Origin of the sequence: Stenotrophomonas sp. LGBM10 (genome assembly GCF_046736075.1) — a bacterium.
Classification (GTDB): Bacteria; Pseudomonadota; Gammaproteobacteria; order Xanthomonadales; family Xanthomonadaceae; genus Stenotrophomonas.
This window is the reverse complement of the sequence record NZ_CP177163.1, coordinates 1289320-1300877: the sequence shown is the minus strand read 5'-3', so window position 1 is coordinate 1300877 and position 11558 is coordinate 1289320. Positions and strand designations below refer to the sequence as shown.

Below are 11558 nucleotides of genomic sequence, written 5' to 3'. Positions count from 1 at the left end.
CATGCGGGCCATTACAGCATTCCGGGGTTGAACAGACGGCGACGCGAGACCTCGTCACCGGAGACCATGAACTGCCCATCGCCGCGGTAGTGCACCGTGCGCGGCAGCCTGGGAGAACGCGCGACGTGTGCCTTGACCACCTCCCAGATGAAGAGCCCATGTCGTGTGATCTGGCTGCGGTCGACCAGACGGCACTCGAAGCTGGCGGGGCACTGCGCGATCAGCGGGGCGGCCACCGCGCTGCCGGCCACGGCATCCAGGCCAAAGTGCGCGAACTTGTCGATCTCCGCGCCGCTGCTGTTGCCGATGGCCACAACCGTATCGAGCATCGTGGCAGTGGGTACATTGATGACGCATTCGCCACTGCGGCGGATCAGCTCGAAGCTGTGGTTGCCGCTGGAGATCATCGTTGCCAGCCGTGACGGGACGAACTCCAGCACCATGTGCCAGCCCATCGTCATGATGTCGCGCTGGCCCTTCCATGCCGAGCTGACCAGCACCACCGGACCGGGTTCGAGGTAGCGTCGCACCTCGGCGACGGGGAAGTCGACTTTCCGATAGCGTCTCATCGGCGCCTCCACGGGGAATCGTCCGATGCTGGCAGCGTGCGCATGAACCGGTTGTCGAAGGGCTTGACACTGAATTCGATTACGGGCGTAATCGGCTTGTCGATTACGGATGTAAATGATGAGCCAGATCAGCGAAGCCGAAGCCGTGGTGATGGACGTGTTGTGGCGCAGCCATCCGCTGGGAGCCGACGAGGTGGTGGCCGCGCTGGCCGACCGCGACTGGGCCGAGCCGACCATCAAAACCCTGCTCAACCGCCTGCTGACCAAGGGCGCGATCAGCGCCAGCCGCGACGGCCGCCGTTACCGCTACTCGCCCGTGCTGCAGCGCCAGACCTGGGTGGCCGAGCAGAGCGAGGGCTTCCTCGGGCGTGTGTTCGACGGACGCGTGGCGCCGCTGGTGGCGCACTTCAGCCAGCGCGGGGAGCTGAGCGCGCAGGACATCGCCGACCTCAAAAAGCTGATCCAGGAGCTCGACCATGATTGAGCTCCTCAACGGACTGCTGCAGGCCAGTGTGTGGCTGTCGGTGGCGGTGCTGGTGCTGGCCGCGATACGCCCCCTGCTGCTGAGGCTGGGTGGCGCGGCGCTGGCGTACCGCAGCTGGTGGCTGCTGCCGATGCTGCTGGTGGTGCCGTACCTGCCATTGCCGAACCTCCCGCTCACCGAGGCCGCGCCGGTGAAGGTGATGGCGGCCGCGCTGCGCGCACCGGACGTGTCCGCCGATACCCCGGTGTGGCCGCTGCTGCTGCTCGCCACGTGGCTGGCCGGCGCGCTGGTGATGGCCACGGCCAGTTGGCGCGCACAGCGCCGCTTCGAACGTGCGCTCGGCCGCCTGCAGCCCCGTGTCGATGGCAGCTGGCAGGCGCAGGGCGATCCCGGCCTGCCTGCGCTGGTGGGTCTGTGGCGGCCACGCGTGGTGGTCGGACCGGATTTCGAGCAGCGCTTCAGTCCGGCCGAGCAGGACCTGATCCTGCGCCACGAACACAGCCACCGGCGGCATGGCGATCCGTGGGCCAATGCGGCGCTGACGGTCCTGCGCTGCGTGTTCTGGTTCCATCCGCTGCTGCCGTGGACCGTGCGTCGCCTGCTGCGTGACCAGGAACTGGCCTGCGACGCGCGCACGGTCGATCCGCATCCGGCCCTGCGCCGTCTTTATGCCAACGCGCTGTTGAAGGCGCAGTTGGCCCACCCGGTTGCGCCGATGGCATGCCACTGGCGCAGCCAACCGATGTTGAAGGAGCGTATTGCCATGTTGAAGCAGCACAAACGGAAGGCGTTGCCGTGGTTGTCCGGGCAGGTACTGGTGGTGGGGTTGTGCGTGGGGCTCGGCGGGATCGCGTGGGCCGGGCAGGGCGCTGGCGCCGCGCCCGTACAGGTGGATGCGAAGGCGAAGGAGATGACGGCGCCGAAGTATCCGAAGAGCGCATTTGAACAGGGCGTGTCGGGCAAAGTGGTGCTGCGCGTGGAAGTGGATGCGCAGGGCAGGACCGGCGACATCCGGGTACTGACGTCAACGCCGGCCGGCGTATTCGACGCGGTCTCCATCGCGGCCGCGAAAGAGTGGACGTTCGAGCCGGCGCTGCAGGATGGCAAGGCAGTCGCCTCGGCACTGAAGATCCCGATGACGTTCAAGCTCGACAACACCGGCCCCGGCCAATGAGGTGGGCGCTGACACCGGTGCTGGTGTCGGTGCTGGTGACCGGCGGCTGCGCCGGTCACGACCAGCTCACCACCGTCGATACCCGCAGGGAAAACGTGGACCATCAGCGGTTGAAGGTGGATGGCGGCGGCGGTGCCGGGCAGGTGCAGCCGTACATGCTGAAGGCGAGCGAAGGCTATCGCATGCCGCAGTTGTATGCAGCGCCCGATCCGGTGGTCGGCGACCGCGACCCGCGTCGCTCGCTCGCGCCGACCACCATCTGCCTGCAGGTGGTGGTGGATGCCGAGGGCCGGGTCGAACGCAGCCTGCCGCTGACCGACCGCGCGTCGTGCAGTGCCGCTGCCGCCGCGGAGAATACGGCCCTGCTGGATGCCGCGCAGGCGGCGGTGGCGCAGTGGCGCTACTCGCCGGCAGCGGTGTGCCACTATCCGGCGGGCCGGGTGCCGAGTGATCGGGGCGACTGCGAGGGGGCCGAGCGCATCGAGCCGGTGCCGGTCAGCCTGCTCTACGCGTTCACCTTCGAGATCGTGAAGGGACAGCAGACGGTTCGCCGCCAGAGTCGTTGAGTCCTGGCAGCGGCGGCGCGGTCAGGGGGCGCGTTGCGGGCCGCCCTGCAGATTCGCCTTCACCGACGGATGCATCAGTTTCGGCTCGGCCAGCGTCGCATCGCGGGCCTGGCGGGTGGCGACGAACTCCGCCTGGCTGACGCCGTCGTGCAGGTGGATGTTGCGCGCGCGCTGTTGCCCGATGGTGGTTTCATTGGCGACATCGCGCCCGCCCGGGCCGTAGTCGTGGCAGATGAACACACGGGTGGCATCGGGTAGGGTGAGCAGCCGCTGGATGGAACGGTACAACTGGGCGGCGTCGCCGCCCGGGAAATCGCAGCGCGCGGTACCGCCATCGGGCATGAACAGCGAATCACCGGTGAACAGCGCATCGCCGATGCGGTAGGCCACGCTGTCGCTGGTGTGGCCCGGCACGGCGATGACCTCGGCGGCAATGTCGCCGAGCGCGAACCGCTCGCCATCGGCGAACAGATGATCGAACTGCGAGCCGTCGGTCGGCACGTCCAGCGCATAGCGCGGGGCGAACGTACGCTGCACCTGCACGATGCCCTGGCCCATCGCCAGCGTGGCCTGCGGCCAGTGCGGCTTGAGCCAGCGGCCGGCGCTGATGTGGTCGGCGTGTGCGTGGGTTTCCAGCAGCCAGCGTACCTGCAGGCCGTGCTCGCGCACGTGCGCCAGCAGGGGCTGCAGGGGGCCGGCACCGAGCGCGTCGGTGTCCGGGTCGTAGTCCAGCACCGGATCGATCACCGCGGCCTGCAACGTCGCCGGGTCGTGCACCACATAACTGAAGGTGTGGCTGTCCGGGTGGAAGAAACTGGCGACGTGCGGTGTCATGGCGGTGGCCTCAGCGTTTGCCCAGAGAGTCGTTGAGCAGCACGGCCAGGCGCTCGCCGGCCAGGCGCAGTTCGCGCTCGGCGACCGGACGGTAGGTCGCGGCGTACTCCGGGGGAAGCGTACGCTTGTCCGGGTAAACGCCAGGTGCAATGGCGATCCGGCAGCTGGCTTCGGCCCATTGCACGGCGTCGCGGTCGATCTTCGAGCGCTTGTCCACCTTTGGTGCCGGCAGCGCCATCAGACGGGCCAGGTACTGGTCGTCGTCGAGCTTCAGCGCATTGAGCATGCCGCTGTCCCACAGCGAGTGCAGGTTGGTACCGCGGTTGTTGAACTGCACCTGGAAATCGTTGCCGCCCTTGTCGTGCCCGTAGCCGGCATGCATCGGCTGATGGATGTCGCCGGCGAAATGCACGACGAACTTCAGTGCCTGCGCGCGCTCGGCATCGGGGCGGGTACGGTCGGCGAGAATGGCCGTCTGCGCCTTGAGCGCCTCGACCACGCAGTTGCCACCCTTGCAGTGCTTCTGCGCGGTGTAGTGGCAGTTGTCTTCGCCGATGTTGACGTAGTGCCAGCGCGCCGATCGCCGGCCCAGGCCGGGGTCCTTGGCGCGCAGTTCGTCGGCCCAGGGCGCGATGGCGTGCAGGGTCGGGTCGGGTTCGCCGGCCAGCAGGCGATCGACCTGCGCCTTGGCCTGCGGGGTGAGGCGGACTTCGGCGACGCGGGCGACCAGGCGATGGCCTTGCGCGCCCCAGGCCAGGGCATCGGTGGAAACGGCGGTGAGGGCCAGCGCGAGAGCGGCGGCCGGAAGCAGGGAGGCAATTTTCATCGGCTGCATTCTAGCCGGCGCGTCCGCCGCTGGGTTTGCCCGGATCTGGCCGGCCGGCGGCCGGGGCGGGTAGGCTGGGCGCTTGGCCAACCACGGGAGCGGCGTCGGTGCAGAAGGTCTTGGGTTTGATTGGCGGCATGAGCTGGGAAAGCTCTGCCCACTATTACCGGATGATCAACGAGCAGGTGCGCGATGCGCAGGGCGGGATGCACTCTGCGCGCCTGTTGATGTGGTCGTTCGACTTCGCCGACATCGAGGCGTTGCAGCGGTCCGGCGACTGGGCGGCGGCCACCCGTGAGATGGTCGAGGTGGCGCAGCGCCTGGAAGCGGCGGGCGCGACCGCCATCGTGATCTGCACCAACACGATGCACCTGATGGCTGACGCGGTACAGGCCGCCATCGGCGTGCCGCTGCTGCATATCGCCGATCCCGTTGGCGCGCTGATCCAGGCGTCGGGTCTGCAGCGGGTGGGGCTGCTCGGTACGGCGTTCACGATGGAGCAGGATTTCTACCGGGTACGGCTGGCCGAACGCTTCGGTCTTGAGGTGCTGGTGCCGGACGTGGACGACCGGGCGGCGGTGCACCGGATCATCTACGACGAGCTGGTGCAGGGCCGGGTGCTGCCGGCATCGCGCGACGTCTATCGCGGGGTGATGCAGCGGCTGGTGGATCGGGGCGCGCAGGCCATCATCCTGGGCTGTACCGAAATCATGCTGCTGGTCACCTACGAGGACGCCACGGTGCCACTGTTCGACACCGCCGCCCTGCACGCACAGGCAGCAGGGCACCACCTCCTGTAGAGCCGGGCTCTGCCCGGCTGCTGGCGCGAGGGCACCACCCCTTGTAGAGCCGGGCTCTGCCCGGCTGCTGTTGCGTTGGTCGCCACGCCAGGAGCAGCCGGGTAGAACCCGGCACTACGGATGCGGCTGCTGGTGCGTTGGTCAAAAAAAATCCCCGGCCGTAGCCGGGGAAAGCGCTTTGCTGCGAGGGGTGTTGCGCGGTTGTGTTCCGATCCGCCGATCAGAACTTGAATACGTAGGACACGCCGTAGGCCAGCGGGTCGATGTTGACGGTGCCGATCTTCTCGCCATCGAGCTTGACCCCGGTGTCGATGTCGATCCAGCGCACATCCACGCGCAGCGAGCCCTTGTCGCTGACCGCGAAATCCACGCCGGCGTGTGCGGCCAGGCCCCACGAGTCGTCCAGCTTCAGCGTGCTGCCGGCCAGCGCGCCGCCGGTTTCCTCGCTGAAGAAGGTGGTGTAGTTCAGGCCGGCGCCGACGAACGGCGAGACCTTGCCCTTGCTGTTGAAGTGGTACTGCAGCGAGATCACCGGCGGCAGGTGCTTGGTGCTGCCCACGCGGCCCAGGCCGGCGATGTTGATGTCGTGCTTGAACGGCAGCGCTGCCAGCACCTCGATGCCCAGGTTGTCGGCGATGAAGTACTCGCCGGTGATGGTCGGCTTGATGTCGTTGTCGACGTCGACCTTCAGCGTCCCGCCGGCCAGTGCGCCGTTGTTCGACTTCGGGGCGACCTGGTGCACGCCGGCACCGATCGTCCAGTCGCCCTTGGACTGGGCCATGGCGGGGGCGGCGGCCAGCGCCAGGGCGGCGGCCAGGCTGGACAGCAGGAGGGGGGCGGTCTTGCGCATGAGGGTGTCTCGTTGCGGGGTGGAATGGAGTGGGGCCAGTTTTCCCCTCCGTGCCCGCAGGCGCCTTGATTCTGATCAATCCCCGGTTCGCGGTGTGTAACCGTTTACCTCCGGCCGGGGCCGGAAACGGGCCGGTCCGGCCCTGCTAGAATGACGGCCCCTTACCATCGGCGCCGCACCGTCGCGGCTGCAGGAGCTTGTGAACATGGCAATCAAGGTTGGCATCAATGGTTTCGGTCGCATCGGGCGCAACGTGCTGCGTTCGGCCGTGCTGAACTTCGGCAATGACATCGAAATCGTCGCCATCAACGATCTGCTCGAGCCGGACTACCTGGCTTACATGCTGAAGTACGACTCCGTGCATGGCCGTTTCAAGGCCGACGTGGCCGTGTCCGGCGGCGACCTGCTGGTCAACGGCAAGAAGATCCGCCTGACCCAGGAACGCGACCCGTCCAACCTGAAGTGGGACGAAGTGGGCGTGGACGTGGTGATCGAATCGACCGGCCTGTTCCTGACCAAGGACACCGCGCAGAAGCACATCGATGCGGGCGCCAAGAAGGTGATCATGTCGGCGCCGTCCAAGGACGACACCCCGATGTTCGTGTTCGGCGTCAATGACAAGACCTACGCCGGCCAGGCGATCGTGTCCAACGCGTCGTGCACCACCAACTGCCTGGCCCCGCTGGCCAAGGTCATCAATGACAAGTGGGGCATCAAGCGCGGCCTGATGACCACCGTGCATGCGGCCACCGCCACCCAGAAGACCGTCGATGGCCCGTCCAACAAGGACTGGCGCGGCGGCCGCGGCATCCTGGAGAACATCATTCCCTCGTCCACCGGTGCGGCCAAGGCCGTGGGCGTGGTCATTCCGGAGCTGAACAAGAAGCTCACCGGCATGAGCTTCCGCGTGCCGACCTCGGACGTGTCGGTGGTCGACCTGACCGTCGAGCTGGAAAAGGAAGCCACCTACGCCGAGATCTGCGCCGAAGTGAAGGCACAGAGCGAAGGCGCACTGAAGGGCGTGCTGGGTTACACCGAAGACAAGGTCGTGGCGACCGACTTCCGCGGCGAGACCCACACCTCGGTGTTCGATGCCGACGCCGGCATCGCCCTGGACGGCACCTTCGTCAAGCTCGTGTCCTGGTACGACAACGAGTGGGGCTACTCCAACAAGTGCCTGGAAATGGCCAAGGTCGTGGCCGCGAAGTAATCGCGCCGCACCGCTGCGTTGTACCCGCGAACCCCGGCACCTGCCGGGGTTCGTGCGTTTGGGGACGGGCATCGCGCTGCCCGGCGCCACGATCCATTAGCATGGCCGCGTACCGTGGACGCGTGCTGGCATGAGACCACGGCTTGGCCGATAAGGATCTGATGGAATGGAAGCTCTGATTGTCCTGCTGGGACTGGCGGTCCTGCTGGTGCCCGTGCTGCTGGTGGTCGCGCTGGTGATGATCGCCGGGCTGCGCCGGCGCGTGACCGCGCTGGAAGCCGGTCTGGCCGATGCCCCGGCACGTCCCGCAGCGCCGGAGATTGCCGTGCCGGCACCCGTTGCGGCACCCGCTGCGCCGCCGCCGCGTGCGGTCGAGCCGGTGCGGGTCGAGCGGCCGTCGGCCGTTGCAGCGCCGCCGCCCGAGGTCGCCGCGCCGCCGCCGCTGCCGCAGGTGGCTGCCGCGGTGTCCTCGCCATCCCCCGCGCGACCGGTCGAGGCCGCCCCGTACGTGCACCGCCCGGACCTGGCCGAACGCGCGCTGGGCGCGGTCAAACGCTGGTTCACCGAAGGTAACGTGCCGGTCAAGATCGGCATGCTGGTGCTGCTGGCCGGTGTGGCCGCGCTGCTCAAGTACGTCAGTGACCAGGGCTGGCTGAATCCACCGGTCGAGATGCGGCTGGCCGGTATCGCGGTCGGCGCGCTGGCGGGCCTGGTGTTCGGCTGGCTGCAGCGCGATCGTCGGCGGCTGTTCGCGCTGGCGCTGCAGGGCGGCGCGATCGGCATCCTGCTGCTGACCATCTTCGCCGCGTTCAAGCGCTACGACCTGATCGACCCGCTGCCGGCCTTCGTCATGAGCGTCCTGCTGATCGCCGGCATGGGCGTACTGGCGGTGGTCCAGAACTCGCGCACGTTGGCGGTGCTGGGCATCCTGGCCGGCTTCATGGCGCCGATCTGGCTGTCCACCGGCAGCGGCAACCACGTTGCGCTGTTCTCCTACTATGCCGTGCTCAACGCCGCCATCCTGGCGATCGCCTGGTGGCGGCCGTGGCGCGCGCTGAACCTGCTCGGCTTCGCGTTCACCTTCGGCATCGGGACCGCCTGGGGCGTGCTGCAGTACGCGCCGGAGAAGTTCGCCAGCACCGAGCCGTTCCTGCTGCTGTTCTTCGCGTTCTACCTGGCGATCCCGATCCTGTATGCCCGCCGCCAACCGGCGGAAACGCGGGATCTGGTCGATGGCAGCCTGGTGTTCGGCACGCCGTTGATCGCGTTCTCGCTGCAGGCCGGCCTGCTGCACCACGACCGCCTGGCCCTGGCGCTGTGCGCGCTCGGCCTGGCGGCGATCTATGCGGGCCTGGCGTGGGCGCTGATCCGGCGGCCGCGCTACGCCGCGCTGGGCCAGTCGCATGCGGTGCTGGCCGTGGGCTTTGCCACCCTGGCGGTGCCCCTGGCCCTGTCCGCGCGCGCCACCGCCAGCGTGTTCGCGCTGGAAGGCGCGGCGCTGGTGTGGCTGGGCCTGCGCCAGCAGCGCTGGCTGCCGCAGGTTGCGGGCGCGCTGCTGCAGCTCGGCGCCGCGTTCGGCTTCGTGGTCGGGGCCGATTACTGGCACCTGGACGCCACCGCCGTCGCCAACGCCACCTTCATGAGCGGCCTGCTGCTGGCGCTGGCCGGGTTCGCGTCGGCCTTCAGCTACCGGCGTGCGGGCCGCGATGCGCCGGCCATCGTGTATTACCTGTGGGGCCTGTTGTGGTGGCTTGGCAGCGTGAGCCACGAGATCGTCCGCTTCGTTGCCCACGACAGCCGCCCGGATGCGCTGCTGGTTGCCGTTGCGGTAACCGCCTGGGGGGCGGCCGAGGCACACCGGCGCGGGCCGGCACGCGCGTTGGTGCTGACCACCCTGGCGATGCTGCTCGCCGCGTTCCCGCTGGCGCTGTGGCAGGCGGCGGTGCACGAGCAGCCGTTTGCCGGCCACGGTGCGTGGGCCTGGGCGGTGTTTGCGCTGCTCGGTGTGCGTGGCCTGTGGTGCATGCGTGGCGGGCAGGACCGCAGCGCACTGGCCGCCCAGTTCGTGTGGTGGATGCTGTGGCCCAGCGTCCTGACCCTGCTGGCCGGCTGGCTGGCCGATCGCTTCGCACTGGCACCGGGCTGGACCGCCGCGTTGGCGATGCTGCCCTGGCTGGCGGTGGTGGCCGTGTCGCTGCAGCGCTGGCGCTGGCTGTCGTTGCCATTGGGCGAGCGCTTCGACGGCGCGCGGCTGGCGTTGCAGGGCACCTGGTTCGCCGTAATGGGGCTGGGCTGGGTCGTGACCGTGTGGCTGGCCGGCGATCCGCGCCCGCTGCCGTGGTTGCCGCTGCTCAATCCGATGGAACTGGCCCAGGTGGCGGTGCTGGTGCTGCTGGCGCGCTGGGCGTGGTCGCCGGCCAGCCCGGCCGGTGCGTCCGGCTGGCGCGTGCCGCTGCTGGCGATCGCCGGCTTCGTCCTGCTGACCAGTACCACCTTGCACACCGTGCACCACTGGGGTGCGGTGCCGTGGAACCAGGCGCTGTGGTCCTCGACCCTGGCCCAGACCAGCCTGACCGTGGTCTGGAGCGTGCTCGGCGTGATCAGCTGGGTGTGGGGCTCGCGCCGCGGCCAGCGCCTGCTGTGGCTGGTGGGCGCGGTGCTGATGGGCGTGGTGCTGGCCAAACTGGTCCTGATCGACCGCCAGCATCTCGGCAACCTGCTCGGCATCGCCTCGTTCATCGCCTACGGCCTGCTGTGCACGGTCGTGGGTTACCTGGCACCGGCGCCGCCGCGTGCCGCGGAATCCACCGTGGAGCTGCAGCCGTGACTCTCGTCCCCCGTCTGATCGTCGCGTTCTCCTTCGCCCTGGCCGCGCCCGCGCTCTCGGCGGCCGATGCCCGTCAGGACTACCGCGAGCAGTGGCCGCTGCAGCTGTCCGCACCACAGGCCGGTGCCTACCGGCTGATGCTGGGCGAGGCGCAGTACCGCAGCGCGGTCTCGCCGCGGCTGGCTGACGTGCAGGTGTTCAATGCGCAGGGGCAGGCCCTGCCGTCGGCGCTGCTGTCGGCCGACCAGCCGCTGGCGCAGGCCACGCAATGGCAGTCGTTGCCGTGGTTCCCGCTGCCGGCGCGTGGCGGCAGCGCAGGCGATGACCTGCAACTGCTCACCGAACGCAACACCGATGGCAGCGTGCGCCGGGTCGAGGCCCGGCTGGGCCGCAGCGTCGGCACGGCCGATCCCGGTGGCTGGCTGGTGGATGCCAGTGCGCTGCGCACTGCCGTGCAGGCGTTGCGCCTGGACTGGCAGGCGCCGGCCGCGCTGCAGGTGCGCGTGCGCGTGGACGCCAGCGACGACCTGCGCGACTGGCAACGGGTTGCCGACGACGTGCCGTTGGTCGACCTGCAGCACGATGGCCGTCGCCTGCAGCAGCGACGCGTCGAGATCGGCCGCCAGGCGAAGTATTTCCGCATCCTGCCGGTGGGCGGCGATGCGCTTCCCGCGCTGTCGGCGGTGCAGGCCGAGCAGGTGCCGGCCGCGCAGGCGATCCAGTGGCAGTGGCGTGCGCTGACCGGCACGGCCGGCAGGCCGGGCGAGTTCGAGTACACGCTGGACGGCCGCTTCCCGATCGCCCAGGCCGACATCACCACCGCCGACAACAGCGTGGTGCAGTGGACGCTGCTCAGCCGCGACGATCCCGGCCAGCCGTGGCAGGTGCGTGCGGGCCCGTGGGTGGCCTACCAGCTGCAGGACACCGCCGCGCGCCGGCAATCGCAGGCCCAGTCGTTGGCGGCCGCCACGCGCGACCGCTACTGGAAGCTGGCGGCCTCGCAGGGCCAGGTGGTCGCCGCCCCGACGCTGAAGCTCGGCTACCAGCCCGAGGCGCTGGTCTTCCTCAGCCAGGGCGAGCCGCCGTTCAGCGTTGCCGCCGGCAGCGTGCGGGCCGCGCGCCTCGACGCGCCGGTCGGCACGGTGATCGCGCAACTGCGCGAACAGCAGGGCGCCCAGTGGCAGCCCGCGCTGGCCACGGTGCAGGGGCCGGCGCAACCGCTCGGCGGCGATGCCGCCGTGCAGCCGGTGCGCGACTGGAAGCGCTGGCTGCTCTGGGGCCTGCTGGTGCTCGGCGTACTGGTGGTGGGCGGCTTTGCGGTCAGCCTGTTGCGGCAGAAGCCGCAGTAGGCAACGGCCATTGGTCGTTACGCCAGGGTGTGACGACCAACGGTCGTCAGCCACCGGCCATGTGCCAAA

General features: G+C 69.2%; 11 protein-coding genes. 7 read left to right on the top strand and 4 right to left on the bottom strand.

Going from position 1 to position 11558, the window contains the following annotated elements; genetic code table 11:
• Window positions 1–11: 11 nt before the first annotated feature.
• Window positions 12–569, bottom strand: coding sequence for a flavin reductase family protein (locus ACLB90_RS05485; RefSeq protein ID WP_411851976.1), 558 nt, complete (start codon window positions 567–569; stop codon window positions 12–14).
• A 118-nt stretch (window positions 570–687) separates the two neighbouring features.
• Here ACLB90_RS05485 and ACLB90_RS05480 point away from each other — a divergent pair, with 118 nt between their 5' ends.
• Genes ACLB90_RS05480 through ACLB90_RS05470 form a run of 3 tightly spaced genes read left to right on the top strand, consistent with a single transcriptional unit; the run spans window position 688 to window position 2793 of the window.
• Window positions 688–1053, top strand: a complete 366-nt coding sequence (locus tag ACLB90_RS05480) for a BlaI/MecI/CopY family transcriptional regulator (protein ID WP_411851975.1) — start codon at window positions 688–690, stop codon at window positions 1051–1053.
• Window positions 1046–2227 (top strand): TonB family protein, encoded by a 1182-nt coding sequence (locus tag ACLB90_RS05475; protein ID WP_411851974.1) that lies wholly within the window; start codon window positions 1046–1048, stop codon window positions 2225–2227. Before ACLB90_RS05480 ends, ACLB90_RS05475 begins: the two co-directional genes overlap by 8 nt.
• A complete protein-coding gene (locus tag ACLB90_RS05470; protein ID WP_411851973.1) occupies window positions 2224–2793 on the top strand; it encodes a hypothetical protein in 570 nt (189 codons plus the stop codon). Before ACLB90_RS05475 ends, ACLB90_RS05470 begins: the two co-directional genes overlap by 4 nt.
• Window positions 2794–2814: 21 nt before the next feature.
• On the opposite strand, the gene ACLB90_RS05465 is transcribed toward ACLB90_RS05470, so the two are convergent.
• Window positions 2815–3627 (bottom strand): MBL fold metallo-hydrolase, encoded by an 813-nt coding sequence (locus tag ACLB90_RS05465; protein ID WP_411851972.1) that lies wholly within the window; start codon window positions 3625–3627, stop codon window positions 2815–2817.
• Window positions 3628–3637: 10 nt separating this feature from the next.
• On the bottom strand, window positions 3638–4453 hold the full coding sequence (locus ACLB90_RS05460; protein ID WP_411851971.1) for a S1/P1 nuclease: 816 nt from the start codon (window positions 4451–4453) through the stop codon (window positions 3638–3640).
• 137 nt (window positions 4454–4590) lie between these two features.
• Here ACLB90_RS05460 and ACLB90_RS05455 point away from each other — a divergent pair, with 137 nt between their 5' ends.
• Entirely contained in the window at window positions 4591–5253 is a 663-nt protein-coding gene (locus ACLB90_RS05455; RefSeq protein ID WP_411851970.1) for an aspartate/glutamate racemase family protein, read from the top strand.
• Between the two features lie 220 nt (window positions 5254–5473).
• Here ACLB90_RS05455 and ACLB90_RS05450 read toward each other — a convergent pair whose 3' ends face one another.
• The gene (locus ACLB90_RS05450; RefSeq protein WP_411851969.1) at window positions 5474–6103 is read right to left on the bottom strand and encodes an OmpW/AlkL family protein; all 630 of its coding nucleotides are present in this window, start codon (window positions 6101–6103) and stop codon (window positions 5474–5476) included.
• Between the two features lie 205 nt (window positions 6104–6308).
• Here ACLB90_RS05450 and gap point away from each other — a divergent pair, with 205 nt between their 5' ends.
• From gap to ACLB90_RS05435, 3 genes are all read left to right on the top strand, one after another.
• Window positions 6309–7313 carry a type I glyceraldehyde-3-phosphate dehydrogenase gene (gap, locus tag ACLB90_RS05445; protein ID WP_017356070.1) on the top strand — a complete coding sequence of 335 codons (1005 nt, stop codon included), beginning with the start codon at window positions 6309–6311 and terminating at the stop codon, window positions 7311–7313.
• A gap of 166 nt (window positions 7314–7479) precedes the next feature.
• Window positions 7480–10140, top strand: coding sequence for a DUF2339 domain-containing protein (locus ACLB90_RS05440; protein WP_411851968.1), 2661 nt, complete (start codon window positions 7480–7482; stop codon window positions 10138–10140).
• Window positions 10137–11489, top strand: coding sequence for a DUF3999 domain-containing protein (locus ACLB90_RS05435; protein ID WP_411851967.1), 1353 nt, complete (start codon window positions 10137–10139; stop codon window positions 11487–11489). The genes ACLB90_RS05440 and ACLB90_RS05435 overlap by 4 nt, the downstream gene beginning before the upstream one ends.
• Window positions 11490–11558 lie beyond the last annotated feature (69 nt).

Excerpts from the sequence above, each read along its gene's own strand:
- ACLB90_RS05485 (WP_411851976.1), bottom strand. The coding sequence starts at position 569 with ATGAGACGCTATCGGAAAGTCGACTTCCCCGTCGCCGAGGTGCGACGC.
- ACLB90_RS05480 (WP_411851975.1), top strand. The coding sequence starts at position 688 with ATGAGCCAGATCAGCGAAGCCGAAGCCGTGGTGATGGACGTGTTGTGG.
- ACLB90_RS05475 (WP_411851974.1), top strand. The coding sequence starts at position 1,046 with ATGATTGAGCTCCTCAACGGACTGCTGCAGGCCAGTGTGTGGCTGTCG.
- ACLB90_RS05470 (WP_411851973.1), top strand. The coding sequence starts at position 2,224 with ATGAGGTGGGCGCTGACACCGGTGCTGGTGTCGGTGCTGGTGACCGGC.
- ACLB90_RS05465 (WP_411851972.1), bottom strand. The coding sequence starts at position 3,627 with ATGACACCGCACGTCGCCAGTTTCTTCCACCCGGACAGCCACACCTTC.
- ACLB90_RS05460 (WP_411851971.1), bottom strand. The coding sequence starts at position 4,453 with ATGAAAATTGCCTCCCTGCTTCCGGCCGCCGCTCTCGCGCTGGCCCTC.
- ACLB90_RS05455 (WP_411851970.1), top strand. The coding sequence starts at position 4,591 with ATGAGCTGGGAAAGCTCTGCCCACTATTACCGGATGATCAACGAGCAG.
- ACLB90_RS05450 (WP_411851969.1), bottom strand. The coding sequence starts at position 6,103 with ATGCGCAAGACCGCCCCCCTCCTGCTGTCCAGCCTGGCCGCCGCCCTG.
- gap (WP_017356070.1), top strand. The coding sequence starts at position 6,309 with ATGGCAATCAAGGTTGGCATCAATGGTTTCGGTCGCATCGGGCGCAAC.
- ACLB90_RS05440 (WP_411851968.1), top strand. The coding sequence starts at position 7,480 with ATGGAAGCTCTGATTGTCCTGCTGGGACTGGCGGTCCTGCTGGTGCCC.